This is a genomic window from Mesobacillus selenatarsenatis SF-1, assembly GCF_000813125.1.
In the GTDB taxonomy this organism is placed as follows: domain Bacteria; phylum Bacillota; class Bacilli; order Bacillales; family Cytobacillaceae; genus Mesobacillus; species Mesobacillus selenatarsenatis.
In genome coordinates this window covers 1-26,873 of the sequence record NZ_BASE01000039.1, presented here as the reverse complement: position 1 = coordinate 26,873, position 26,873 = coordinate 1, and the positions used below count along the sequence as shown (strand labels likewise).

The 26,873-nt window shown below is 40.9% G+C and carries 28 protein-coding genes; 24 read left to right on the top strand and 4 right to left on the bottom strand.

Annotation, left to right across the window (positions count from 1 at the left end; translation table 11 throughout):
* Window positions 1–51 precede the first annotated feature (51 nt).
* On the bottom strand, window positions 52–744 hold the full coding sequence (locus TY49_RS08615) for a Crp/Fnr family transcriptional regulator (protein ID WP_232310419.1): 693 nt from the start codon (window positions 742–744) through the stop codon (window positions 52–54).
* A 447-nt stretch (window positions 745–1,191) separates the two neighbouring features.
* Between TY49_RS08615 and TY49_RS08610 the strand changes: the two genes are divergently transcribed.
* The 8 genes from TY49_RS08610 (at window position 1,192) to phoU (ending at window position 10,372) form a co-directional block, all read left to right on the top strand.
* Window positions 1,192–1,800 (top strand): superoxide dismutase, encoded by a 609-nt coding sequence (locus tag TY49_RS08610; RefSeq protein WP_041965500.1) that lies wholly within the window; start codon window positions 1,192–1,194, stop codon window positions 1,798–1,800.
* 146 nt (window positions 1,801–1,946) lie between these two features.
* Window positions 1,947–3,167: an MFS transporter gene (locus TY49_RS08605; RefSeq protein ID WP_041965499.1), complete on the top strand. Its 1,221-nt coding sequence runs from the start codon at window positions 1,947–1,949 to the stop codon at window positions 3,165–3,167.
* 389 nt (window positions 3,168–3,556) lie between these two features.
* Window positions 3,557–5,689 (top strand): peptidoglycan D,D-transpeptidase FtsI family protein, encoded by a 2,133-nt coding sequence (locus tag TY49_RS08600; RefSeq protein ID WP_232310420.1) that lies wholly within the window; start codon window positions 3,557–3,559, stop codon window positions 5,687–5,689.
* A gap of 225 nt (window positions 5,690–5,914) precedes the next feature.
* Window positions 5,915–6,868 (top strand): PstS family phosphate ABC transporter substrate-binding protein, encoded by a 954-nt coding sequence (locus tag TY49_RS08595; RefSeq protein WP_041965497.1) that lies wholly within the window; start codon window positions 5,915–5,917, stop codon window positions 6,866–6,868.
* A 110-nt stretch (window positions 6,869–6,978) separates the two neighbouring features.
* Window positions 6,979–7,953, top strand: a complete 975-nt coding sequence (gene pstC, locus TY49_RS08590; RefSeq protein ID WP_041965496.1) for a phosphate ABC transporter permease subunit PstC — start codon at window positions 6,979–6,981, stop codon at window positions 7,951–7,953.
* 1 nt (window position 7,954) lies between these two features.
* On the top strand, window positions 7,955–8,839 hold the full coding sequence (gene pstA, locus TY49_RS08585; protein WP_041965495.1) for a phosphate ABC transporter permease PstA: 885 nt from the start codon (window positions 7,955–7,957) through the stop codon (window positions 8,837–8,839).
* Between the two features lie 17 nt (window positions 8,840–8,856).
* Window positions 8,857–9,681, top strand: coding sequence for a phosphate ABC transporter ATP-binding protein PstB (gene pstB / locus TY49_RS08580; RefSeq protein WP_041965494.1), 825 nt, complete (start codon window positions 8,857–8,859; stop codon window positions 9,679–9,681).
* Window positions 9,682–9,712: 31 nt separating this feature from the next.
* On the top strand, window positions 9,713–10,372 hold the full coding sequence (gene phoU / locus TY49_RS08575) for a phosphate signaling complex protein PhoU (protein ID WP_041965493.1): 660 nt from the start codon (window positions 9,713–9,715) through the stop codon (window positions 10,370–10,372).
* A gap of 92 nt (window positions 10,373–10,464) precedes the next feature.
* Here phoU and TY49_RS23895 read toward each other — a convergent pair whose 3' ends face one another.
* Together TY49_RS23895 and TY49_RS08565 are read right to left on the bottom strand one after the other, a co-directional pair.
* Window positions 10,465–10,941, bottom strand: coding sequence for a hypothetical protein (locus tag TY49_RS23895; RefSeq protein ID WP_052442138.1), 477 nt, complete (start codon window positions 10,939–10,941; stop codon window positions 10,465–10,467).
* Window positions 10,938–11,249, bottom strand: a complete 312-nt coding sequence (locus tag TY49_RS08565) for a hypothetical protein (RefSeq protein WP_232310418.1) — start codon at window positions 11,247–11,249, stop codon at window positions 10,938–10,940. Before TY49_RS08565 ends, TY49_RS23895 begins: the two co-directional genes overlap by 4 nt.
* Before the next feature lie 393 nt (window positions 11,250–11,642).
* Here TY49_RS08565 and TY49_RS08560 point away from each other — a divergent pair, with 393 nt between their 5' ends.
* The 9 genes from TY49_RS08560 (at window position 11,643) to TY49_RS08520 (ending at window position 18,980) form a co-directional block, all read left to right on the top strand.
* Window positions 11,643–12,086 carry a DUF4912 domain-containing protein gene (locus TY49_RS08560; RefSeq protein ID WP_041965492.1) on the top strand — a complete coding sequence of 148 codons (444 nt, stop codon included), beginning with the start codon at window positions 11,643–11,645 and terminating at the stop codon, window positions 12,084–12,086.
* Entirely contained in the window at window positions 12,083–13,327 is a 1,245-nt protein-coding gene (locus tag TY49_RS08555) for a glycosyltransferase family 4 protein (protein ID WP_052442137.1), read from the top strand. The genes TY49_RS08560 and TY49_RS08555 overlap by 4 nt, the downstream gene beginning before the upstream one ends.
* Window positions 13,293–13,925, top strand: coding sequence for a hypothetical protein (locus TY49_RS08550; protein ID WP_052442136.1), 633 nt, complete (start codon window positions 13,293–13,295; stop codon window positions 13,923–13,925). The genes TY49_RS08555 and TY49_RS08550 overlap by 35 nt, the downstream gene beginning before the upstream one ends.
* Window positions 13,926–13,981: 56 nt before the next feature.
* Window positions 13,982–14,131: a 50S ribosomal protein L33 gene (gene rpmG / locus TY49_RS08545; protein ID WP_023627313.1), complete on the top strand. Its 150-nt coding sequence runs from the start codon at window positions 13,982–13,984 to the stop codon at window positions 14,129–14,131.
* Between the two features lie 159 nt (window positions 14,132–14,290).
* Window positions 14,291–14,860, top strand: a complete 570-nt coding sequence (locus TY49_RS08540; protein ID WP_041965491.1) for a 5-formyltetrahydrofolate cyclo-ligase — start codon at window positions 14,291–14,293, stop codon at window positions 14,858–14,860.
* Window positions 14,850–15,638: a DUF92 domain-containing protein gene (locus tag TY49_RS08535; RefSeq protein WP_052442135.1), complete on the top strand. Its 789-nt coding sequence runs from the start codon at window positions 14,850–14,852 to the stop codon at window positions 15,636–15,638. Before TY49_RS08540 ends, TY49_RS08535 begins: the two co-directional genes overlap by 11 nt.
* A 172-nt stretch (window positions 15,639–15,810) precedes the next feature.
* A complete protein-coding gene (locus TY49_RS08530) occupies window positions 15,811–16,761 on the top strand; it encodes an L-lactate dehydrogenase (RefSeq protein WP_041965490.1) in 951 nt (316 codons plus the stop codon).
* Window positions 16,762–16,914: 153 nt separating this feature from the next.
* Window positions 16,915–17,112 carry a protein YqgO gene (yqgO, locus tag TY49_RS08525; protein ID WP_041965489.1) on the top strand — a complete coding sequence of 66 codons (198 nt, stop codon included), beginning with the start codon at window positions 16,915–16,917 and terminating at the stop codon, window positions 17,110–17,112.
* A gap of 317 nt (window positions 17,113–17,429) precedes the next feature.
* A complete protein-coding gene (locus TY49_RS08520; RefSeq protein ID WP_232310417.1) occupies window positions 17,430–18,980 on the top strand; it encodes a rhomboid family protein in 1,551 nt (516 codons plus the stop codon).
* On the opposite strand, the gene TY49_RS08515 is transcribed toward TY49_RS08520, so the two are convergent.
* On the bottom strand, window positions 18,952–19,833 hold the full coding sequence (locus TY49_RS08515) for a hypothetical protein (protein WP_041965488.1): 882 nt from the start codon (window positions 19,831–19,833) through the stop codon (window positions 18,952–18,954). The genes TY49_RS08520 and TY49_RS08515 overlap by 29 nt on opposite strands.
* A gap of 277 nt (window positions 19,834–20,110) precedes the next feature.
* Between TY49_RS08515 and TY49_RS08510 the strand changes: the two genes are divergently transcribed.
* The 7 genes from TY49_RS08510 to TY49_RS08485 form a co-directional block, all read left to right on the top strand.
* Window positions 20,111–21,571, top strand: a complete 1,461-nt coding sequence (locus tag TY49_RS08510; protein ID WP_041965487.1) for a spore germination protein — start codon at window positions 20,111–20,113, stop codon at window positions 21,569–21,571.
* Between the two features lie 200 nt (window positions 21,572–21,771).
* Complete coding sequence (locus TY49_RS08505) at window positions 21,772–21,987, top strand: YqgQ family protein (protein WP_041965486.1); 216 nt, start codon at window positions 21,772–21,774, stop codon at window positions 21,985–21,987.
* Between the two features lie 6 nt (window positions 21,988–21,993).
* Window positions 21,994–22,965: an ROK family glucokinase gene (locus TY49_RS08500; RefSeq protein ID WP_041965485.1), complete on the top strand. Its 972-nt coding sequence runs from the start codon at window positions 21,994–21,996 to the stop codon at window positions 22,963–22,965.
* A 276-nt stretch (window positions 22,966–23,241) separates the two neighbouring features.
* Window positions 23,242–25,131: an LTA synthase family protein gene (locus tag TY49_RS08495; RefSeq protein ID WP_041965484.1), complete on the top strand. Its 1,890-nt coding sequence runs from the start codon at window positions 23,242–23,244 to the stop codon at window positions 25,129–25,131.
* A 245-nt stretch (window positions 25,132–25,376) separates the two neighbouring features.
* The gene (locus tag TY49_RS24590) at window positions 25,377–25,586 is read left to right on the top strand and encodes a hypothetical protein (RefSeq protein WP_156972638.1); all 210 of its coding nucleotides are present in this window, start codon (window positions 25,377–25,379) and stop codon (window positions 25,584–25,586) included.
* Entirely contained in the window at window positions 25,564–26,538 is a 975-nt protein-coding gene (locus TY49_RS08490; RefSeq protein WP_369389613.1) for a YqgU-like beta propeller domain-containing protein, read from the top strand. The genes TY49_RS24590 and TY49_RS08490 overlap by 23 nt, the downstream gene beginning before the upstream one ends.
* 22 nt (window positions 26,539–26,560) lie before the next feature.
* Window positions 26,561–26,873: MTH1187 family thiamine-binding protein (locus TY49_RS08485; protein WP_041965482.1), on the top strand; the 313-nt coding region annotated here is incomplete at its 3' end.

The window sequence follows — 26,873 nt, the reverse complement described above, 5'->3', positions numbered from 1 at the left end:
TGACAATTAAGAGCTCATGAGCCGGTATCGTCCGCTTTATTGTGGCGCTCTTTAATTTAGCCCGCAAATCTCAAATGAACAATTCTGACAATCGACTTCTTTCTTTAAATATGCCAGGTTCTTTACCGTGAATTTAAGCTGATCATAAGTGATGACGTCTTTCTCTCGTAATTCTTTCAGCATTCTCTGGATAACTTCACGTGTTCCATACGTTAGATTAGCCAGCTCCTGATGGGTGAGGGGCAAATCGATCAGGATGCCTTCGTCTGTCATGACGCCGTAACTATTGCACAGCCTGATCAAAATGGAATACAAGCCGCCTTTCTTCCCGTTCATGATCAGGTCCTGACATTTCATCTGTGCTTTTAGGTATCTGGTACTTAGCCAGTTTACCATCGCGTTCATAGCAGTTTTATCATTCATAATGAATTCCTCGAACTGCTCTCTTTTGATCATTAGAATTTCACATTCTGTTAGAGACTTAGCTGAAAAATGATAACGCGGATTATGCTTGAACAGTTCATATTCAATGATCATTTCTTCACCATTCAAGATTTTCAGGATGAATTCCTTTCCTTTCATATGAACCCGGCCAACAGACACACTTCCACTCAGGATAACATAAACATTCTGGACATTTTCATCTTCCTGGAATAGCATTGTTTCCGGCTTGATTTTTTGAATTGTTTCCCGATCAATGAAGTTTTGCAAAATTAAGCTATATAATGATATATTTTTGTCCATCAAGGTCGTCTCCTTATTAAGCCTTTCTATACTTTTGATTTAAAAGAATTGTTGTTACTGTGTCAACGGTGTATTGGAAATAAATGTAACTATTATGTTGTAGATGCGACATATATCGTTGACAGGACTGCATTTGAGCAATATTGACGATTTTCTGAAACTTTATCAAGAGACTCCATTTCTGTTTTTTTTATAAACTGACTTGTTAGACTGGCACAACAGAATTTTGTTTCAATTTTCATTAAAGATAGTGCCAATGAAAATAAAATGTATATAACGTCGAAGAATAGGGGATTTTAAACACGTTATATGAAAGCATTTTATTTGAAACGATTACCGTTCTTTGGTAATCTAAACAAGAAGCACTTTTAGAACAATTCTAATAACAGAATTATGTAAAAGGTTTTGTTCTGGAAGTGAAACACGATACATAGGAGGATGTTAAAAATGGCATTTGAATTACCACAATTACCTTATGCATATGATGCACTTGAGCCACACATCGACAAAGAAACAATGAATATCCATCACACGAAGCACCACAACACTTATGTAACAAATCTTAACAATGCTTTGGAAGGAAACGAAGAGCTTCTTTCCAAAACTGTTGAGGAAGTAGTTTCTAACCTTGATGCAGTTCCAGAAGCAGCACGCACAGCAGTTCGCAACAATGGTGGCGGACATGCAAACCACTCTTTATTCTGGCAAGTTATCTCTCCAAACGGAGGCGGCGAGCCTACTGGTGAACTAGCAGATGCAATCAACTCTAAGTTTGGCGGCTTCGAAGGCTTCAAAGAAGAGTTCTCTAAGGCAGCAACTACTCGTTTCGGTTCAGGCTGGGCTTGGCTTGTTGTTAACAATGGTGAGCTTGAAGTTACTAGCACTCCAAACCAGGACTCTCCATTAATGGAAGGCAAGACTCCAATTCTTGGACTTGATGTTTGGGAGCATGCATACTACCTGAACTATCAAAACAGAAGACCGGAATACATTGGTGCATTCTGGAACGTTGTTAACTGGGAAGAAGTTAGCAACCGTTACACTTCTGCAAAATAATTGAAGATAACATGAGAGGCTGCAATTGATTGCAGTCTCTCTTTTTTTGTGGTACTCCTTTATTTATCCTCAAAAGACCCTCGGGAAAAACTGAATAACCCCCTTTACTTTGTTAGAAACTACCCTAGAGAAAAGGGGAGTCGATCATGAGCAAAGTAAACAAATTATTAGGAGACATTGAATTGACAAAGGATTTAGCGCTCCTATTGATTATTGGGGGATTGTACTCATTGAGCATTGCCCTTTCGAATACCTTTGTTAACATTTATTTATGGAAGCAATCTGGTGAACTTGCCGATCTGGCAATGTATAATTTATCGATTGTCGTTGCGCAGCCGCTTACATTCATTCTCGCGGGGAGATGGGCAAAAAAAGTCGACAGGGTCATTGTCCTTCGTATCGGTGTAATCTTTCTGGCCTTGTTTTATGTAACAGTTTTGTTTGTAGGAACAAAAGCTTCCGATTTTTTACTGTTACTAGGTGTGCTTTTAGGAATAGGCTACGGTTTTTATTGGCTCGCCTACAATGTTCTCACTTTTGAAATCACTGAACCGGAAACACGTGATTTCTTTAATGGTTTTCTGGGCATCCTTGGTTCTGTAGGTGGAATGATTGGTCCTGTCGCTGCAGGATTCATTATATCCCGGCTTGAGAAGTTGACTGGCTATACGGTAGTATTTGGACTTTCATTGGGTCTTTTTTCAATCGCAGTGTTGCTAAGTTTCTTCCTGAAACGGAGGCCTGCCCATGGGAAGTACTGGTTTCAGCGCATTATCACTGAAAGGAAGCATGATAAAAATTGGCGAATGGTTACAAATGCTCATTTTTTTCAAGGTTTGAGGGAGGGAGTATTTGTTTTCATTGTTTCGGTTTTTGTATTTATTGCTACAGATAGCGAAATGGCGTTGGGTACCTATGGCCTGATCAATTCAGGGATTTCATTTCTAGCCTACTTTTTTGTCTCAAGAATGCTGAAAAAAGAATACAGGAAAAAAGCGATTCTCGTGGGCGGGGTGATTCTTTTCTTAGCGATTTTCCTGATCGTTTTCCAGGTCAGCTATTTCCGTCTGTTGTTATATGCGGCTCTGATTGCAGTCGCTTATCCATTGCTTCTCGTTCCGTATGCATCAATGACCTATGATGTGATTGGACGTGGCTGGAAAGCTGCTGAAATGAGAATCGAATATATAGTTGTCCGCGAATTATTTTTGAACCTTGGCCGTATTGCTTCGATTTTATTATTCCTGGTTTCAACCCATATGTTCAATGAAGAACGGGCAATCCCCATCCTACTTGTCATCCTTGGAAGCGGACATACATTGATTTACTTTTTTATCAGGAAAATTAATTTGAAAGCCCCAGCATGACCGGGATGATTCCCCGGTCTTTTTTCTAGGCTCTTTTCTCAAACTTTGTTGCTTTGAATACAAAATTGGAGTGAATTAACTATATACCTTCATAAAGTTGACGCTACTTATGAGAAAAGAGCATGAAAACTTAATACCGACCTACAAAATGGGTATATATTACGTTAAAATCGGCTTTAGGATTTTAACAACAATCTTTACGAAAACAGCCTTTTTCTATAATTCAATATAATTGGAAAATCTTTCTGCTATAGTTTATTGATAGAAAATAACGGCCACTTTCGATAAAATAAATGATAGTGCATAATCATGGACATACAGACTGAAGAGGTGGGAGAGGCTTGAACAAGAAGAAAAAGAAGAAGACGCATGTGCCATTCAGGCTGAATATGTTGTTTTTTGCGGTTTTTGTTTTGTTTTCAATGCTAATTTTAAGACTTGGCATTGTTCAAATTGTTTACGGTGAGGATTTTAAAAGGGAAATAGAACGAACTGAAGACGTTACCGTGAACAATCCTGTTCCGAGAGGGAAAATGTACGACCGGAACATGAAAACGATTGTCGATAATACACCCAGTAAGGCTATAACATATACAAAGAGCCAGGGCACTAAGACGAAAGAGATGCTCATGGTCGCAGAACGACTCGCAAAACTGATATCAAAGGATTCTGAAGAGGATTTAAAGAAAGTCAGAGAACGGGACAAAAAGGATTATTGGATCTTAACAAATGAAGAGCGTGCCAGAGAAAAAATCCTAGAAAAAGAATGGGCACAGTATGATGAAAAAAAGCTGGATGATAAAGCCCTTTATAATCTCCAGCTGGATCGGATTACTGAAAACGAGCTCAATGAATTAACGGACGAGGATCTTGAAATACTCGCTATTTTACGTGAGATGATGAGCGGATACGCATTATCGCCTCAAATCGTCAAAAAAGAGGTAACACCGGAGGAGTTCGCTATTGTCAGTGAGAACCTCGAAATGCTGCCAGGTGTCGACACAACGACTGACTGGGAGCGAAAATATTCTTATGACAAAACGCTTAGGTCGATTCTAGGAAAAGTAAGTGATTCCGAAAAGGGGCTTCCGAAAGAAAAGCTTGAGTATTATCTTGCTCGCGGATACAGCCGGAACGATAGAGTCGGCTTAAGTTACATTGAACAACAATATGAAGATGTACTTCACGGCCAGAAGGCAAAAGTGAAAAACATTACCGATAAGGGCGGAAACGTTCTGGACACAAAGGTGATTACTGATGGACAGCGTGGCAAGGACCTTGTGCTGACGATCGACATGGATCTTCAGCTGGCTGTAGAAAAAATTATCGAAGAAGAGTTGGCGAAGGCAAAGCAGCAGCCAAGAACAGGACTACTGGACAGGGCATTTGTTGTGTTAATGGACCCTAACACAGGAGAAGTGTTGTCGCTAGCCGGGAAGCAGATCGTTAAGGATGAAGAAACAGGAAAAACGGTCATGCAAGATTTTGCGAGCGGGAACTTTACAACTTCCTATAATGTCGGGTCCGCTGTAAAAGGAGCAACAATCTTAACAGGATTCAACACCGGAGCAATCAGTCCGGGTACACAGTTTTATGATACACCGATTAAGATAGCAGGAACGAATCCGAAAAAATCCTGGAAAGCAGGATTGGGTACTCTTGACGATCGAAATGCATTAAAGGTGTCGTCAAACGTTTACATGTTCATGACTGCGATTAACATCGGGAAAGGGAATTACAGATATGATAAGCCATTGTACCTTGAGCCACAAGCTTTTAATACGATGAGAAATTATTTCAGTCAATTTGGCCTTGGTACAAGGACAGGTATTGACCTGCCAAACGAGATGGTCGGTTTCAAGGGAACAGAGACAAGGCCAGGTCTCTTGCTTGACTTTGCGATAGGTCAGTATGATACGTACACGACACTTCAATTGGCACAATATGTTTCAACAATTGCTAATGGCGGTAATAGACTTCAGCCAAGGATTGTAAAAGAGATCAGAGAACCGGTCATGAAAAATAATGAGGTTGGTCCGGTGCTGAATGAATTGGAACCTGTCATCCTGAATAAGGTTGACGGCAAACCGGAATGGTTTGACAGAGTTCAGGAAGGTTTTAGAAGGGTTATGCAGGAGAGAGGCGGTACGGCCTATGGGGCCTTTTATACCGCTGATTATAAACCTGCTGGCAAAACGGGTACAGCGCAAGCTTTTTATGATGGCCCGAAAAGAAAGAATTATGATAAGCCTCCTGAAGTGATGAACTTGAGCCTGGTTGCTTATGCTCCCTATGAAAATCCAGAAATTGCGATGGCTGTCATGGTTCCTTGGGCATATGAAGGCAATCAGGGACACCATGCAAATAATGACATCGGGCGGAGAGTCTTGGATACGTATTTCGAACTGAAAAAGAAACGCCTTGAGGGAAATATGAATCCCGAACAGCCAATCCAGGAAATTGAAAAGAAAGAAGAAGGAACTGAACTTCTTGAAGAAATTGCTGAAGATATTGAACAATAAACCTGATTAAACTGTCTCTATGAGGCAGTTTTTTTTCTATTTATATGGGTATACTAACGCCAACCGGACAAACTTAATGTATTACCTTTTTTCGACAAGAATACACAAGAATCAACGAATTTACAAAACCTTTACATTCAGTTAAAACAGTCTTAAAAGAAGAACTGTATTCTTGGTCTTGTAGGACATAACATAACAACCACATCTCGTAGGGGGAATTAAGGAATGAAGAGTCTTAAAAAGATGGGCCTGTTTTCTATGCTGGCAGCTGTCATGGTATTCGCTGCGGCTTGTGGTGGCGGAGATAACGAAGGTGGAAATGGTGAAGAACTGGAAGGCAGCGTCGTTATTGACGGTTCTGGTACAGTATATCCATTCATGGCACGCATGGCTGAAAACTATATGGGTGAACAAGAAAATGTTTCTGTAGAAGTAAGTCGCTCCGGAACATCAGCAGGCTTCAAGAAATTCCTTGCTGAAGACGGAACTGACTACAATGATGCTTCCCGTCAGATTAAGGATGAGGAAAAAGCAAAAGCTGAGGAACTTGGAATAGAAGTACAAGAAATGAAGGTTGCACTTGACGGTATTACAATCGTCATTAATAAAGATAATGACTGGGCTACTGAGCTTACTGAACAGGAAGTAAAAGATATCTTCCTTGCTAGCGCAGGAAAGAAAAAATGGTCTGATGTCCGCGCTGATTTCCCGAACGAAGAAATCAAAACTTATGGACCTAATGAAAACCATGGAACTTATGAGTTCATGTTTGAAACTATCTTGGAAGAACAAGATCTTCCAGAGGATATCAATCTGCAGCAAGACTACTCTACTCTTGTTGACCTTGTTTCCAAAGACAAGAATGCAATTGGCTTCTTCGGTTATGGATACTATGAAAGCAATAAAGACAAGCTTTCCGCTGTAAAAGTAGACTTTGGCAATGGCCCGGTAGAGCCTAGTTTGGATACGATCAAAGAAGATGGAGACTATGCTCCCTTCACTCGTCCAGTATTCACTTATTTGAATGTGAATAACGCGAAAGAAAAGCCGCAAGTATTGGACTATGCTATTTATACAATGAACAATGCTCAGGACGTTGCAAAGGAAACTGGTTTCGCTCCCTTATCTGATGAAGACGTACAAGCATCACTCGATACACTAAATGGATTGAAGAAGTAAAAACTTACGGCGGAAGATGAGAAGTCTGACCTTCTCATCTTCTTGCTTATGATAATGGTATAGTTTTTCCTTGGGTAATATAAGGGAAAGTTCTTCCTTGGATGAGAAGGATGAAAGGGGTTTTTTTTGTGGCAAAAGGTGTTGTACATGAACACGACCAAAACTTAAATGTACGCGAAATAATTCAAGAAAAGAAAAAGACGAAGAGTTTCAATAATTATACTGAAAAATTCATACCAAAAATTTTATTTGGAATTGCAGCTATCTCGGTTTTTACGACAATTGGAATTGTACTTACATTACTTACTGAAACAATCGCCTTTTTTAAGGACGTTCCTTTCATAGATTTTTTTACGGGCACTAAGTTGAAGCCGTTGGGTGAAAATGCTGTATTTGGAGTATTACCCCTGCTTACTGGGACACTCATTTCCACTGCAATTGCCATGCTCGTCGCCATTCCGGTCGGACTAATGACAGCGGTATTCCTGAGTGAGTATGCTTCTGAAAAGACACGAAGGCTATTAAAGCCAATACTTGAAATTCTTGCAGGCATCCCAACGATCGTGTATGGTTTCTTTGCATTCACCTTTGTAACCCCTTTATTAAGATCATTTATTCCTGGTCTAGAACCAACAAATATATTGAGTCCAGGGATTGTCATGGGTATCATGATTATCCCAATGGTTGCATCGCTATCGGAGGACGCGATGAGTTCAGTGCCAAATTCGATGAGAGAAGGGGCATTGGCTTTGGGTGCAACCAAGCTTGAAGTAACCTGGAAAGTTGTTATTCCAGCTGCAATCTCTGGTATTATCGCATCTTTTGTTCTGGGGATTTCCAGAGCAATAGGCGAGACCATGATTGTAACCATTGCCAGCGGAAGTTCCAAAAACTTCACTTTTGATGTCACTCAATCTATGCAGACAATGACAGCTTATATTGTAGAAGTTACCGGAGGGGAAGCTGCTGCGGGAACTACATTGTATTACAGCCTTTATGCAGTTGCGATGACTTTGTTTGTTTTTACACTGATTATGAATATGGTCGCACAATATATCTCTCGCAAGTTCAGGGAGGAATATTAAGATGAAATATGTAGATTCCACTCAAGTACAAAAAAAGATGGGTTCTCGTTTAATGGCGAACAACCTTGCAAAAACATTATTCTTCCTTTCAACACTATTTGGACTGTTAGTTCTGGTCGTTCTGATTTACCGAGTTTTAAAAGATGGATTACCATGGATAGACATTGATTTCCTGATGAACAGACTATCCACTGACCCAGAAAGAGCAGGTATATGGGGCGCAATCACCGGGACTTTATGGCTGATGGTCGTAGTGGCACCAGTAACAATGCTCCTCGGTATCGGTACAGCAATTTATCTTGAAGAATATGCAACTAAAGGTCGTATTTCTTCCTTTATTAAAACGAATATTTCAAACCTGGCTGGGGTTCCATCTGTCGTATTCGGAATCCTTGGTCTGACTGTATTTGCAAGGACACTTGATTTAGGATCAGTTGTCCTGGCCGGCGGTTTAACGATGGCATTGCTCGTACTTCCTGTTGTCGTCGTGGCAAGTCAGGAAGCGATTCGTGCTGTACCTCAATTTTTGCGAGAGGCTTCTTATGGGATGGGCGCTACAAAATGGCAGACAATCAAGAATGTTGTATTGCCTGCTGCATTGCCAGGGATCCTAACTGGTGTCATCCTTGCTCTATCACGTGCGATTGGGGAAACAGCACCACTTGTTGTAATTGGTATTCCGGCATTGTTAATACCTATTCCAGACGGAATTTTTGATAAATTCACGATTTTGCCAGTGCAAATTTATTACTGGACAATTGACTCTGCTCTTGTAGCTGAATATGCCAATCTGGCAGCTGCAACAATCGTCATTTTGCTACTCGTTTTGTTTGTGATGAACTCAATTGCCATCTTGATTCGTAATAAATTCCAAAAAAGATATTAGTCTGGGAGGGGTAACTTATGTCAGTAGTAACAGATAAGTCGAATGCTTCTGTAAAAGATACACAGAATTCAGCAAAAGAAGATACCAAAAAGGTTGTATACGAAACAAAGGACCTGAACCTCTGGTATGGTGAAGGCCATGCTTTAAAAAATATCAACCTTGCGATCAATGAGAACGAGGTTACAGCTATCATCGGGCCGTCTGGCTGTGGTAAGTCCACTTATATCAAAACGTTGAACCGAATGGTAGAACTTGTCCCGACTGTGAAGATTTCTGGTGAGATTTTATACAGAGGACGAAACATCCTTGAAAAATCGTACCAGGTTGAAGATTTAAGGACAAGTGTAGGGATGGTGTTCCAAAAGCCGAATCCATTCCCTAAATCCATATATGATAATATCGCTTATGGTCCTAAGATTCATGGTATCCGCGATAAAAAGATCCTTGATGAAATTGTTGAAAAGAGCTTGAGAGGTGCCGCAATCTGGGATGATGTAAAAGACCGATTGAACCAGAATGCATACGGATTATCTGGCGGTCAGCAGCAGAGAGTCTGTATCGCCCGTGCCCTTGCCATTGAACCCGATGTCATCTTGATGGACGAACCTACATCAGCACTTGACCCGATTTCGACCTTGAAGGTAGAGGAACTGGTTCAGGAATTAAAAAAAGATTACAGTATCATCATTGTTACCCACAACATGCAGCAGGCTGCCCGTATATCTGACAAGACTGCATTCTTCCTGAATGGAGAAGTCATTGAGTTTGCTGAAACTGATAAAATTTTCTCAAATCCATCTGATAAGAGAACAGAGGATTATATTACTGGACGTTTCGGTTAATTGAATTATTTCATTGGAAGGATGATGATGTATGGTAGTTAGAGGGAAGTTTGATGAAGATCTGAAGACATTGCACGAAAAGCTGCTGGAACTCGGGAACTTTGCAGTAAATGCGCTTAACCAATCTCTAGAAGCCCTTGAAAAAAAGGATATTGAACTTGCTTTAAAAATTCTTGAAGATGACGCGACCGCTAACCTTCTCGAAGAAGAAATTAATGATTTTGCTATTCTTTTGATTGCGAAGCAGCAGCCTGTAGCTGTGGATTTAAGAAGGCTGATTGTAGCGATTAAGATTGCGACTGACATTGAGAGAATGGCGGATTTTGCAGTTAACATCGCGAAATCAACGATCAGGATCGGGAAAGAGCCTCTTGTAAAGCCGATTGAGCATATCAAGCAGATGCACCAAATCTCACTTGAAATGCTTAAATTATCATTAGAAGCCTATAACGAAGAGGATTTGGGTAAAGCAAGACAGGTTGCACAGATGGACGACCAGGTGGATGACCTGTATGGACAGACAATCAAGGAACTTTTAAGCCTTGCTCAAACGATGCCCGAGCAACTGGCGCAAATCACCCAGCTCTCATTTATCAGCCGTTACCTTGAACGCTCAGCAGACCACGTAACAAATATCGCCGAAAACGTCTTTTACCTTGTAAAAGGGAAGAGATACGATTTAAATCAATAAGCAATTAAGGAGCAGGGGGATCCCTGCTCCTTTTTTAAAATTATTTAAAAAGTACAAAGAGAAAGACCCTCCAGTTAGAGGGTCTTAATTCGTTACCTATTTTTCGTAATGATTTTCGCGATTTGGTGATAATCCAGGCCGCTTTTTAGTTCGTACTTGCCGATTTGTACCTTTGTATGGTAACCCTTATCAATCAGGAATCGCTCGAATTTGGTTTCGTCGTCGATGATCCCCTGACTTGCCAGCATTGTCGCGACATCACCGGGTGACATTCCGCTGGCGATTATGAGGGTGAACTTCTTTTCTTCTTTTACTTCTTCTGCTTTTTCTGCAGGAGCTTCTTCTTTTGGTTTTTCTTCTTTTACAACTTCTGCTTTTTTCTCGTTAAGTTTGGCAAACTCGCCGCTGCTCAACACCTTATAGCCTTTTTCTTCGAGAATCTTCTTGGCATCTGAAACGGCAACTTTCTTCTCCGGTTCTTTTTCAGCGATTACGCTGCTGCCTGCCCAGAGGAAAATCGCTGCAAAAATAAGTCCTAATGCGAATGCTTGCGCTGTTCGTTTATTCATACGATCTGTCCTTTATCAACAAATTCATTAATGATTTCCTGGACTTCCTGGTTTGTAAGTGATGATTGCTTTGCAATTTGGTTTATATCCATCCCTTGTTGGGCAAGCGACCATACCTGATTTTTTATGATATCGTGAATTTGGTTTTTGCCAGTATTGAATGAAGATTGCTTTTCCAGGGTTGTATCATTTACGAGCAATTCTTCCTCCAGTACCTTAAGCTTTTTCTTGATCTGGTATAGATCCTGGATTTGCTGGATTGTCAGCTGGTCGATTTCTTCGCGCAATTCTTTATATGGATCTTTCAAAAAAGAAAGAAATTGCGAAAAGAAGCGCGGCCAGGACAAAAAGACTGATGATTATGTAGCCCATCTGTTATTCCTCCCGAGCTGTTATTAGAACACATAGAATTAGTTTACCATTCAAGGTAGGAAAATTCGATTTATATTTTTTTCCTGAAAAAAAATGATAGTTTTGTCTTATTATGATTTCCAGTCGCTGTAAAGACTGTCGAATACCCGCCATATTTGTAATCCTAAAAGACTATTGAAAAATAAATAAACGTTTTTGCGTAGAGTATCCAGCAAGATGCAAATTACGACAATTTGCGTTCATTGTGGCTGGCAGAGGAACATGCTAACATAAATTTAACGAATATATTTTCAATTCCATTAATATAATGATTAATTTGGGGGTGCATCGTGGCGGAGAGGACTCATTATATTAACAAGCTCCAGGATCATTTAGTTGCGAGAATCATTACACCTGGCAAGCTATTTGTTTACTGGCAGCTCCAGGATGAAAAGGTGCGGTTCATTTGCGAATATTTTTACATACCGGAAGAACAGCTCACTAAAACCCTGCGCTTATATGATCATGACTCCAGGAAAGTCATCCATGAAGTCGTTCTTCGTCATGATGTGTCAAGCTGGCTGTTCAAGGGGATTAAACCAACCGGTAATTACTATGTTGAACTGGGGATTAAACGAAGCACAGAGACATTTTTTCCATTGTTAAAGTCAAATTCGGCTATCCAGCATAACGATAACCAGCTAAAAGTGGGCAAACCACTTTCACCTGGGTGGGCCGGAAAGGTGAGCACCTACACATATTATGAAAATCTTGAAGGGAGCATCCTCAAGTGAAAGGCAGCCAGAGTCAAAAAGAGAGAACAATCCTGATGCTCTCATGGGAATACCCACCTCATATAATAGGCGGGCTTGCGAGACATGTACATGCACTGGCAACTGAACTTGCTAAAAGTAATCAGCAAATTCATGTTTTAACGAGTAAACCCTATGATAGTCAAGAATATGAAAAACAAGGTACGGTCCATATCCACCGGGTAAATCCCATTAATGATCAGGATCCCGATTTCCTTTCCTGGATGGCGGGATTGAATCTTGCTGTCATTGAAGAAGCATTGAATATTGCAAAACATATTGAATTTGATGTTGTTCATACCCATGACTGGATGACAGGACCAGCGGCAGATTTCATCAGTAGAACTCTGGATATCCCATTGATTGCAACGATTCATGGCACGGAATTCGGCCGTAATAAAGGCATTTTTACCGAGCTTCAGCAATTTATTTCCAGAAAAGAGAATGAACTTTGCCATTCTGCAGATGAAATCATCGTATGCAGCGATTTTATGAAAGCTGAGGTCATCTCATTATTTAAAGTCCCCAACAACAAGATCACAGTGATTCCTAATGGGGCTCTATCGGAAAAAGTGGAGGAACAAGATTTCGATATCGAAGATTTATATCCGTCCATTTCCGGCAAGAAACTGGTTTTCTCAATAGGAAGAATCGTTAAGGAAAAAGGATTTCAAACATTGATTGAAGCTGCAGTCCTGCTGAAACATAAAGCTGCGGATCTATGTTTTGTAGTAGCTGGAAATGGGCCGCTATTAGAAGGGTATAGGGAAAAGGTTGTGGAGATGGGACTGAATGGGTTCGTCAATTTTATAGGATTCGTTAATGATGAAATCCGTTCCAATTTAATGAAAAGAGCAGATGTGGCTGTTTTTTCCAGCAGCTATGAACCTTTTGGACTTGCCGCTGCTGAGGCACTTGCTGCTGGCGTCCCGACAGTCGTCGCGAAAACCGGAGGATTGCAAACATTAATTGAAGATTTTCAAACCGGGTTTTATATGCAGCCAGGAAATGAAGAAAGCCTTGTTCATATCATTAATTGGATTCTTGAAAACGAAGCCCGCGCTGAGGAAATCGGCCGAAATGGAATGATTTCAGTTCATGAGAAATTCAGCTGGGAACGAAATGCAAAGTCAACAGATACACTATATATAAGAGCGATATCTAACTATTGCCATAAGGAGGGTATTAATGAAGACGAATGCTTATCTGAGAATCGACAATGAAGAGAACTTTGAATACAGCAGGAAACCATTGATTTTTAGTCCTGGCATATGGGTCAATGGGAAAGTGTATTGGCTTGGGAATGTGACTGAGAAACTTTTGCTGCAGGAAGATTTATCGATAAAAATCAAACAGGCAAATGTTCATTCAAGGGTAGAACTTTTCAATCTTTATGTGACGAACCATTCCAAAGTTGGCAAAGAAGCGAAATTAATCCTGATGCAGCGTCATGCTGATAGTGTTAATGAACAATTCAGTTTTGTATCACCGAATGAAGATGTCATCTTTCACTTTGCAGATAAAAGAATCTACCTTGTAAACGGTTTGAACAGCAATGGCAGGATGAAACAGTGTACAGTTCAGCCGTTATGGAATGTGAGCACTGAACGACTCTGGAATTGCCAGGAATCAGGGAAGCTTAATTATCAGCCAATGGCAAAGGGATCTGCGGCCAGCCTTTTCTCGCTCGATTTGCAAATGGGTCCTCGTGAAACACAAAAAAGCAGCTGCTGGATGATCGAAGGAAATGAAAAAAATGTGGTTGTTCATCTGAATGAAATGCTTTTAAAAAACACACTAGCAATTCCCGACAAAAAGTGATATTATAGAAAAGTCGTATGCACGAACCTAGCTAGAATAGTTTGGAGGGAAATTACATGCGTGTAAATATTACATTAGCTTGCACAGAATGCGGAGAGCGCAACTATATTTCTAAAAAAAATAAGCGTAACAACCCAGATCGTCTTGAGCTTAAGAAATACTGCTCAAGAGAAAAGCGCGCAACTTTACATCGTGAAACAAAATAAGCAGCGGGATTTTTCCCAGCTGCTTTTTTGTTTGTCTAAAAACCATATAATTCATTTCTCGCTTGCTGGAAGTAATGGTATTGTTTATACATAGAGAGTTACTTCATGCCGTAAGTACAACAATACATATAATACTCAGGATGTTTGGGGGAAAGAGTGATGGATGGCAAAAAAAACCTTAGAAAGTCCATTAAAGCAAAACTATCAGAGCTTAGCCTGCCACAATACGAAGACCAATCATACAAGGTAGCGCAGCAGTTATTCCAAAATGACGAATGGATGGAAGCTTCAACAGTCGCGATCACTGTATCAAAAGCTCCAGAGGTCGATACTTTCCAAATTATCAGGAAAGGATGGGAGCAGGGAAAAAGAGTAGTCGTTCCAAAATGCGAGCCGAAGACACGGAGACTGGACTTCAGAGAACTGAAGAAATTTTCTGAACTTGAATCAGTCTTTTATGGTTTGCTCGAGCCAATTGTTTCCAAAACGAATACTGTGAGCGCTGGAGAGATAGATTTAGTCGTCGTCCCTGGACTCGCTTTTGATAAAAACGGATACAGGCTCGGGTTCGGAGGAGGATACTATGATCGTTTTCTGGCAAACTATCATGGAAAAACGATTTCTTTGGCATTTAAAGACCAGATTGTTTCTGATATTCCTATTGAAAGTCATGATATCCCGGTTGGAAAAATAATCACCAGCGAAGGAGTTATCGTCATTGGAGATTGACCAGCTCTTGGTAATTGGATTTATTGCCTTGTTTGCGGCTGCTTCAGGATATTTTCAGCTTTTAAAACCATCGGGAGCTATAGCAGCTTTTTTGACCGGGATGTCCATATGGGCAGGTTTTGGTTTAAAGGGACTTTTTTTAATGGGAGTTTTCTTTCTTACTTCCAGCCTCCTGTCCAGGTATAAAAGCAAGGTGAAGGAACACCTGGGAGAGTTACATGAAAAAGGATCAGCAAGGGACTGGGCCCAGGTAGCAGCAAATGGGGGAACTGCAGCAATTGCGGGTCTTGCACATTTTATTTCTCCTGATCCACTTTGGATCATTGTACTTGCTATTTCCATTGCCAGTGCCAATGCAGATACCTGGGCGTCAGAACTTGGCGTGCTAAGCAGACAGCAGCCGGTATCGATCAAATCCTTCAAAAGGGTGCCACGTGGAACCTCGGGAGCAATATCTGGATTTGGTACAGCCGCTTCAGCAGCAGGATCCTTGTTAATTGCTTTAACCGGTGGTTATCTATTCGATGAAGGGACTAGCTGGATATTGTCTGTATTTCTCTTCGGTGTGACAGGGTCGTTCCTGGATACGTTGTTTGGAGCCTATATTCAGGCAGGATTTAAATGCGTTCGCTGCAATCTTTTTACAGAAAAATTAACCCATTGCACCCTGCCAACCAAACAGGTTTCAGGATTTACCTGGATTAACAACGACGTCGTAAACTTTATCTCATGTTTGACAGCGGCTATTATGGGAATGGCTTTATATAACATTCTTTAAAATTAAATTAGATGTACCAGTAGTAAACAGGATGGCAGCAATCGAAGAATAAGAATCGAAATGTAACAAAATGTTTATAATGATAACGTTTCCTTAAATTAAAAGCAATACATTAATTTCGATAAAAAAAGTACAATCTAATTGAGAAGAAATAATTCAAGGGGGTATACGCATGAAAAATCATGTAAACCGTGTTGTTTTGGTTGGAACAGGCTTCGTTGGTTCAAGTTATGCATTTGCGATGGTCAATCAGGGAGTAACTGAAGAATTAGTACTTGTTGATCTTAATAAGGAAAAGTCAGAAGGGGACGCTATGGATTTGAATCACGGAATGGCGTTTGCTCCTTCCCAGACTAAAATTTGGTTTGGTACATATGCAGACTGCAAGGATGCGGATTTGGTGGTGCTTTGTGCTGGTGCCAATCAAAAGCCAGGAGAAACAAGGCTGGATCTTGTAGAGAAAAACACGAAAATCTTCAAAAGCATTGTAGATGAAATTATGGCCAACGGTTTTGACGGAATTTTTCTTGTCGCCACAAACCCTGTTGATATCCTCACATATGCTGTTTGGAAATTTTCTGGTCTGCCAAAGGAACGTGTCATTGGTTCAGGGACAATCCTTGATACTGCAAGATTCCGATTCTTGCTTGGAGATTATTTTAATGTAGATACTCGAAACGTACATGCCTATATTATAGGTGAGCATGGTGATACTGAATTGCCTGTATGGAGCCATGCCGACATAGGCGGAAAGCCGATCGCCAAAATGATGAAAGATCAGGAACATTATAAGCACGATGACCTGGAAGAGATTTTCACGAATGTACGTGATGCTGCCTATCATATCATCCAGCGTAAAGGAGCCACCTATTATGGAATCGCCATGGGTCTTGTCCGATTGACTAAAGCGATTCTCCAAAATGAGAATTCTATCCTTACGGTTTCAGCCCAACTAAACGGCGAATATGGTCACGACGACATCTATATCGGCGTTCCAGCAATAGTCAACCGCAACGGGATCAGAGAAATAGTCGAACTCTCCCTGGATGAAGAAGAACAACAGAAATTTGACCATTCTGTAGAAGTATTGAGAAAAGTAATGGACCCTGTCTTGAAGGGATAATAAAAATGGGCTGCTGATTATTGCAGCCCATTTTTTTTTATTTACTATTTTTTGTAACCGCTTTCTTCTATTATATACATCTCATGGAATGGATATTTAAAGAAGGGGATAAAAAATTGGTTTTATTCCCAAAATAAAAAGGGAGGGATTTATATGGCAAGGAAAATAATTTCGATTTTCATGCTTGGTCTGGCAGGCTATTTTGTTTTTGAGAACAGGTACAGGGTCATGAATATGCTTCTTGGCAACAGGTTTTTGCGCCGGGTGGCTGTAGGTTCAATCATGGGTCTGCCGGGTATTAGAAGCAAAATGATGGATTCATTATTTTCAGGACCTTCGGAGTTTCAGTAAAGGCTGTTTTCGTATTGATTATTGTTTTTCGAACCTAGACTGGTATCCACATTAATTAAGGTATCGGGGCTCTTTTCGAGGAGAATTCTAAAGAGGATTTACAATCATACTCGTAAAAACCCAGGTGCCGATTTTTACTCTTGTTGAGAAAGCTACAAAGTTTACGAAAAGAGCCTCAGTAAAAAGACCTTGCCGGGTCTTTTTCTGATTTAAGTGCTCTTTTTATCTTGTTAATGGTTCTTTAGTTTATAATAATTTTATAGAGGAAAAAATATATACATATTAAGTGCTGGGACCGGAGCAGGAAAGTAGGGGAGATGTTGGCTTTTTTGGAAGAGTATTTGTTTTGGAAGGTCACGGAATTCCTGATTGTGAAGAAGGAGTATCGTATCCTACAGCTATCGCAGGATCATGGAGAGCTATGGCTGGAAAAGACAGAAGACAAGAATACGCAGGTTGTTCGCCTGCTGCATTATAATCTTGATTGGAGCAATTGGCTGCAAAGGGATATCGGGATGACTGCCGAAAATGGAGACAGAATCCGCAGGAAACTTGCTAAAGGAGAGTTGAAGATTCTTAATCTCTACTTTAGTGCGTATCCCCCAGTAGACGATTATGATTTTAGAATCGCCGAACCGACCCTTTCTGAAAATGGCAAGGTAACTGTTGAGTCCATTACAGTGGATCGGGCAAATGCTTCAGAAGCATTAAGGAAAATAGAAAATAGGATAGATGAGAACATCGAGATTGATTTAGCAGAGGAAATCTCTGTCGATAATATAGAGTCTATTAAGAAAAATGCTCTTTCCAGCGCGGTTAGTCGTGCTAAGGAAGAACAATCGATATTTAATTATGGGAAGCCTTTTTTTACCTATCTATTCATTGCGGTACAGGTGCTGATGTTTCTGGTTCTTGAAGCAGCGGGAGGTAGCACGGATACTTCAACGCTGATAAAATTTGGTGCAAAATTCAACCCGCTTATACTTGAGGGAGAATGGTGGCGGTTTTTCACACCGATTATCATCCATATTGGGCTGCTCCACCTATTCATGAATACTCTCGCTTTATACTACTTAGGGACGATGGTTGAACGCCTTTACGGCAATTTGCGCTTTTTGTTTATTTATATTTTCTCAGGTTTCATCGGAGTACTGGCCAGCTTCATTTTTAGTCCAAATCTTTCAGCAGGAGCGAGCGGCGCGATATTTGGCTGCTTTGGAGCTCTACTTTATTTTGGTGTCGCCAAACCAAGACTGTTTTGGCGGACATTAGGACTGAATATACTTGTGGTGCTTGGAATCAACCTTGCTTTTGGCTTTACCATTCCTGGAATCGATAATGCTGGACATATAGGAGGTCTTGTCGGAGGGTTTGCATCAGCCGGTATTTTGCACCTTCCTAAAAAGAAACGTCCACTGCTTCAAGGAGCATTCCTGGTTGTCTCAGTTGCTGCAGTTTTTTTAACCTTGCAGTATGGTTTTAGCGGCAAAGCAAATTTAGTAGATGAAAGCTCAATATTGGTGCTTGCGCAACAGCATATAAAAGCGGAAGAGTATGAACAGGCAAATGAGCTGCTTACGGATTATCGCCAGTTGGAGACACTTTCAGCGGAATCATTATTCATGCTTTCATTTACCGAAATCAAGCTGGGTCAGCTTGAGAAAGCTAAACGGAATCTTCTTAAGGTTATTGATATGGCTCCCGACTTCCATGAAGCATATTACAATCTGGCATTGATTTATTTCGATGAAAAGGAACTCAAGAAAGCTCAAACTTATGCTGAAAAGGCGGTAGAGTTAAATCCCAGGCAGGATAGTTACCGAAAAACACTTGAGCAGATTAATTACTACCTTGAAGAAGCTGCTTGAGTACAATGCTCTCACCAGAGTCAGTTTGTGTTACAACCAGCAGGTGGCTCTTGTCATTAGAAACCAAAATCAAAGGCATGGTACTGTCAATCGGATCAACGACAGTGCCATCGCTTTTTTTTATGCCAAGGTAATAATTTTTATATAACCCCTCCCATAGTTTACCAACAATATTGGCAGTCTCCTTTTGGGTAAAACCTTTTAAAGGCTGGTCTTCGTATTGTCTAATTGTATCGAGAGGTACAGCAATATAATTCGAAGCTTTAAACCCATACGTCTTTTCAGCCTTATTCAAGCTTTTATTCAGTGTGTTGCTTACACTCTGATCCAGGACATTCTTCCATTCCTTCTCCTGTTTACTTTTGGCGACCGAGAAGGATTGAAGTGGGCTGAAAGGAGAATCAATTACATATAGCATGTCATCAGACATCCTTTGAGCGCTTGTGATTCTGTCGCCGTCACCATGCAGTTCGGTATAATGAATAGTGATGGCGTCATACCTTGCGCTTTCCCCGTTTGAAATGAAGTCTTCCTGGTATACATCTGCTGTATCCTGCTCCCATTTGGCAGCTTTTCCTTTTAAAAGGCCGTTGACGAATAATAGCCCCATATCCTGTCTTAAGTATGCCTCCTGGTCCAACCTGGATTGCATCTTCCAATCAATCGTGTGCTTATCATTCTTTTTATCTTTTTGCAGCGTCAATGAAGTACTCGCGCTCTTGTACTGCACAGAATCATTCAATGGAAAAAAAGTGATCGTCTCCTCCGAACTGTTAATGTTCTGAAGTTGAATCATCAACGCAGAGACTGCAATGGCTAAAGCGCTAATTCCCAAAAATACATACTTTTTCATTAAGCTCATCCTTTTCAGATTGTCTGGTAGGTCGGTATAACCACTATATGATACTTGTCCGGAACACATGCAATTAAGTATGTATTTGCGATTTTTTGTCTAAGATGGTGAAGGAACCGGACAGGGAAATATTGGTCAGCTTATTGCTTAATAGCTGTTCCTGTAATACATGGTAAGTGCTCTTTCAATTTTAACCTGGTCTAAGACCACGGTAAGATTCATTGCCGCATCAACAAAATCTATAAAAGAGCCTTAATGAAAGGTGTTAGGATAGAATATGGCAGAAAAAACGAAGCATCCCGTTCAGGAAAATCTGAAAAAAAATATTGAGTATTTAAGAGAAGAACTTGGAATTGGCAAGAGTTTTGATGTCATCCAGCTGGATGTCGAGTACGCCGGCAGGGAAATGGCTTTGTTTCTTGTAGATGGATTCGTAAAGGACGATATTCTTCTTTATATCATGCAGTTGCTTGCGAAACTTGAGCCTGGCGCCCTGGACATTGATACACTCAAGAAACTGGTCAAGACATACATCCCTTATGTTGAGGTAGAAACGACTGACGACCTTGATAAGGTAGCAGATATGGTTCTGGCCGGCCCTACGGCGTTAGCGGTAGATGGAGTGGCCGAAGTCATCCTGATAGATGCAAGAACCTATCCAGTGCGCGGTCCGCAGGAACCAGATACCGAAAGGGTGGTAAGAGGTTCGAGAGATGGTTTCGTGGAAACATTGGTTTTCAATACTGCGCTAACAAGAAGGAGAATCCGTGACCGCACATTGAGGATGGAGTACATGCAAGTCGGCAGAAGGTCGCAAACGGATGTGGTCGTCAGTTATATAGAAGATATTGCCGATCCCGAGATGGTCAAAAAAGTAAAGGATTCAATCAGTAAAATTGATACGGACGGACTGCCGATGGGTGAGAAAACGATCGAGGAATTCATTTCAGGTCAGCATTGGAATCCTTTTCCTACGGTAAGATACACAGAGCGGCCAGATACCGCGGCAACACATCTGTATGAAGGGCATGTCTGCATCATCGTTGACGGATCGCCAAGTGTCCTTATAACGCCGACAACCTTCTGGCATCACTTGCAGCATGCCGAGGAATACCGAAATAAACCTCTTGTCGGGGCTTATCTGAGAATGGTGCGTTTTATGGCTGTATGGTCATCCTTATTCATGCTTCCTTTATGGTATTTATTCGCGGTCAAACCAGAACTGCTCCCGGAAAAGCTGGCATTTATCGGTCCGAATGATCCGGGGCAAATTCCGTTATTTCTTCAGTTTTTCTTGATTGAAATAGGAATCGATGTGCTCAGGATGGCCGCAATCCATACGCCGACCTCCCTGGCAACCGCGCTTGGACTTGTCGCCGCCTTGATGATTGGGCAAGTGGCAGTCGAAGTGGGCCTGCTGACAAATGAAGTCATCCTTTACCTTGCGATTGCGGCAATTGGAACTTTCGCAACACCAAGTTATGAAATGAGCCTGGCAAACCGGCTTGTAAGGATCTTCCTGCTAGTGCTGACTGCAGCATTCCAGCTATACGGATTCCTGATTGGGGTCGTCCTGTTCATCATCTTGCTTGCAAGAATGAATTCCTTTGGAGTACCTTACCTGTGGCCATTCATACCGTTCAACCCGCGGGCCTTCCGCGATGTGCTCGTTCGGTCTCCGATTCCATTAAAGAACAGAAGGCCGCGGATTTTGAAACCGCAGGATCCAGATCGATAAGAATTAAAAACAGCGCTTGCTGTTTTTTTTTATTGGTAAGAAGTCTTAAGGTAGTCATGATGAGCAAGCCAATTGAGTGATGAAAGACTTTGGTATTTGTCATAAAATCTTCTCCTGCATACTTGAGGAGGCATTAAGTATCCTTTATACTTAGGTAATGGAAACATGCTCTTATTTTCACAAACATTGAGGGGATTACGTTGAAGACGATTTACGATATCCAGCAGTTCTTGAAAAAATTCGGGACATTTATTTACATAGGTGACAGGGTGGCGGATCTAGAGCTCATGGGAGCCGAACTGAAGGAACTGTATAATTCCCAATTGATTGAGACAAAAGATTACCAGTCCGCGATTTTACTCTTAAGACAAGAAATCCGGATGGAAAAAGAAAAAAACGCAAATGAGAAAAGGTGACTTAATATGGCTGAAAAGTGGCTTGTAGGTGTAGATTTAGGAGGAACAACGACTAAACTTGCTTTCATAAGTTTATATGGAGAAATCCTGCATAAATGGGAGATCCCAACAGATGTTTCAGACGAAGGGAAAAATATAACGGTCAATATCGCAAAGGCGATTGATGCGAAGCTTGAAGAGTTAGGGCACTCAAAAAGTGAAATCATCGGGATTGGCATGGGGGCACCTGGTCCAGTTGACCTTGCCACTGGCGTGATTTATGAAGCAGTGAACCTTGGATGGAGAGAGCCTTACCCATTAAAAGACTTGCTTGAAGTTGAAACCTCGCTTCCGGCTGTAATCGATAATGACGCTAACTGCGCAGCACTTGGTGAGATGTGGAAAGGTGCTGGAAATGGTGCAAAAGATCTTGTATGTGTCACTCTGGGGACAGGAGTAGGCGGCGGCGTTATCACGAATGGCGACATTGTACATGGTGTTAGCGGTGCTGCTGGTGAAATAGGCCATATTACTTCTATGGCTGAAGGTGGGGCTCCGTGTAACTGTGGCAAGACTGGCTGCTTGGAAACGATTGCTTCAGCAACTGGAATTGTCCGAATTGCCACTGAAGCATTGAACGAAGGAACCCCAACTGGGGAACTGGCAGCGGTGTATAAGGAAACTGGCCATGTTACGGCAAAAGATGTTTTTGATTCTGCAAAGAGAAATGACCAATTAGCGTTGAAAGTCATTGATTCAGTTGCTTTGCATCTGGGAATTGCTCTTGCGAATATCGCTAATACGCTTAATCCTGAAAAAATCGTCCTTGGCGGCGGAGTTTCAAAAGCAGGAAATGTTTTGCTCGATCCAATAAAAGAACAATTTTTACGTAATTCTTTTCCTCGAGTAGCGCAATCGACTGAAATCAGTATAGCAACATTAGGAAATGATGCAGGTGTGATTGGTGCTGCGTGGCTGGTCAAAAACAAGATAGCATAAGCCTAATAAGCTTCAGGGAGTTTTGTGACAAAACTCCCTGTTTTTTATGTGCTAAAAGTTTCAATTTTCGGAATTTAGACATTCCTGAAACTTTTTTAGGTTTGATTCGTCTAAAATAGAGGAAAATGACAGTAATTGGTCTATGCTTTTTTAGGTTTGATTTTGTTTGCTTTTTAGAAAAAAAAGTATTAAGATTATCTTTGATTCTTAAGCAGTTGGAAAAAATCACCTTAAATTTCCCATATCTGTTATTTTTAACAGGGAGGTAACAAACAAATGAAGAATAATAAATGGACTAAAGCATCCATTGTTGTGATTGCGACAATCCTGCTTTGGCTAAAGACTTATATTGCCTATAAAACTAGCTTTGATATAAAGATTGAGAACTGGAGACAGGAGATTATCCTGTTCATGAATCCATTAAGTTTCCTGATGGTCATTTTTGGAATCAGCATGTTCATGAAGGAAAAGGCTCAGAAACGCTACATTTTGATTACAAGTTTCATAGTTTCAGCGATTCTTTTCGCGAATGTAGTGTTCTACCGTTTTTTCAATGACTTCCTAACGATACCTGTGCTTTTCCAAACGAGCAATATGAGCGACTTGGGAAGCAGTGTTACTGAATTGATCAACTTCAGTGACTTGTTATATTTCGCTGATTTCCTCGTATTGGCACTTCTATTAAAAGTCAAACCAAATCTAATAGGATATCGGGAATATACCAAGGTGGACCGCAGAGCATATTTTCTTGTGGCGATCGCGATTTCATTTTTCAACCTGGGAATGGCTGAAACTGAGCGTCCGCAACTGTTGACAAGAACATTCGATAGAGAAATGCTGGTCAAGAATATTGGGACATACAATTATCACCTTTATGATGCTTTCTTACAGTCAAAGTCTTCGGCACAGAGAGCTATGGCTGATGGCAGTGAACTGGCTGATATCGACAACTATGTGCGCGCTAACTATCTGCCACCGAACGAGGACATGTTTGGTGTTGCCAAAGGCAAGAACGTGATTCTGGTTTCAATGGAATCCACGCAGAACTTTGTCATAAATCAAACTGTGAATGGCCAGGAAATTACACCTTTCCTGAACGATTTCATTAAAGAAAGCTATTACTTTAATAATTTTTATCATCAGACCGGCCAGGGTAAAACTTCAGACTCTGAATTCCTTGTTGATAACTCATTGTATCCATTAAGCCGGGGTGCAGTTTTCTTTACGCACTCAGGTAATGAATATACAGCGACACCTGAAATCTTGAATGAGAACGGCTATTTCACGGCTTCTCTGCATGCGAATAACAAGAGCTTCTGGAACCGTGATATCATGTATCAATCACTGGGATACGAGCGCTTCTACTCGTTGCCGGATTATGATGTGAAAGAAGAAAATTCAGTAGGCTGGGGAATGAAAGATATTGAGTTCTTCCAACAGTCTGTTGATCATTTGAAGGCTATGCCAAAGCCATTCTATTCAAAGTTCATTACATTGACGAATCACTTCCCATTCGAATTGAATGAGGAAGACCGCTTTGTCGAGCCATATACTTCAAATGATAAGACAGTCAACAATTATTTCCCGACTGTCCGTTATCAGGATGAAGCTTTGAAGCTGTTTATACAAAAATTAAAAGAAGAGGGCCTCTATGAGGACTCAATCATCATTTTATACGGTGATCATTATGGAATCTCCGAGAACCATAATAAGGCGATGGGTGAGTATCTCGGCAAGGAGATTACACCTTTTGAAAGCACGCAGCTACAGCAGGTGCCATTGATTGTTCATATCCCTGGTCAGGAAGGCAAGACGATTCCAACTGTAGGCGGACAGATTGACCTCAAGCCCACTATTCTCCATCTGTTGGGAATCGATACTAAGAATAACATTGACTTCGGATCAGACCTATTCTCAAAGGATCGGCTAGACTTTGCGGTTCTGCGCGATGGCAGCTTCATCACGAAGGATCATGTATTCACAAGAGAAACTTGCTATGATAAAATAACTGGTGAGCCGACTGACAAAACAGCTTGTGAACCTTTCTTTGATCAAGCAAAGAACGAGCTCGAGTTTTCGGATAAGATTATTTATGGGGACTTGCTGAGATTTTATGATGATAAAAATGCCAGTAAAGAAAAGAGTTACCCGAAATCAAATGAGTAAATTTTAGAGAAACCTGTGCCTTAATGGTGCAGGTTTTTATTATGAAAATTGTTTCTTTCAGAAAAATAAGGATGGTAATTTGCCTGGATACATGGGATATTACTTAGTGGGATTTTCACTTTTGTTTGATGGAAGTCAGTAATATTCTGTATTGAAAATATATATGGATTTTTCGGAATTCATTGAAACATTTACGAGTTTCTAACGTACAGATATATACATTGTTTAAAATGGGGGGGGTAGAGGTGAGACAAATTAAGGAGAGTACATATCGTATACCTTATGTTAGCTGGTTGTTGCTGATCATCATCACTTCTGCACTCGGCCTATCCGGCTGCTCCCAGAAGCTTGATGCTTCATTGCATGAGGGAGCTGGTCACGGCTTAAATAGAGTAAAGGAATCTCCAGGGCCTTCGTTTTTAGGGGTCGGAAATTGTTCCAATCGAGATTGGTGAACAGGAAGAATTCTATAAGTCTGCAGGCTGGCTAAGTGATTCGGAAATTCTCTACATTTCAAATAACGGGGAAGGCACTTCTTTATTATATTCATACAATCTTGGAACAGGAAAGGCATCATTGCTGTTTAGAAGTGAGCAGCCAATCATAACCGCGGTACCAAGTCCGGAGAAGAAAAAGGTGATGATACATAGCGCTGCATCAGAGGAGGGCCTCCTCACTGTTATCGATTTGACAGGGAAAGAATTGTATTCTACAAGCATTCAATCATATGAACTAACTTTTGAGTGGAATCCATTCGATGAGAATTTGCTAGTTGTTTCTGCATTTACAGAAGATTGGGATTTCAGCAGTTATTTATTGGATTTAAGGGATAATAATCTGAAAGAAATCAAACTGCCAGAGCCTTTTGTAAGATGGATTTCTGAGGATGTCCTCGTTTATCAGAAGTGGGATGAAGACGGGATTTCACTAGATGCTCCGTTACGAACCTTTTCTTTGAAGGAAAACAAAACGGAAACCTTACTCGAAGATGTATATCAATTTGATTCGCAAGGACCATACTTAATGACAGTAAAAGTGGATGAAGAAGAAAATGAAGAATCGGGCCTGTATGCCTTCTTCAGGAATGGTGACAAATCGGTCGGAAGTATCGAGGCTCCGTTGTTAACTTCTTTTTCTGGCTGGGTCGTTCCTTTTTATGATTTAATGGATAATGGAAAGAATTTTATTTATCTGCGGGCAACAGAGCAGGGGGAAGCGGACCTTTACGATGGTGGATTTGACTTGCTTCGTTATCATTTAGATTCAGGTAACGAGGAAGTTATTTTCACCGAAATGGCCAACGAGCCCCTTTCCTGCTCTCCCTCCGGAGAAATGTGCCTGTACGGTTTCCAGTTTGATAAAGTCTTGAATATCGAGACAAACGAGATAATTGATCTCGTTCACTAATAATTTTCAAGGAGAGATTTTGATGGCAATTGTAGATGTAACAGTGATTCCAATCGGAACACAGACACCAAGTGTCAGTTCCCATGTAGCAGATATCCAAAGAATTCTTAAGCAGTATGAAGAACAAGGCAAAATCCAGTATCAACTTACACCGATGAATACCTTGATTGAAGGTGAACTTCCCGTTTTGTTTGAGGTAATCCAGGCGATTCACGAAGCACCGTTCAATGCTGGCATCCAGCGGGTAGCCACAAATATCCGGATTGATGACAGGCGTGATGTGAAAAGAAAGATGCAGGATAAGGTAAACAGAGTAAACGAATTGCTGCAGCAAT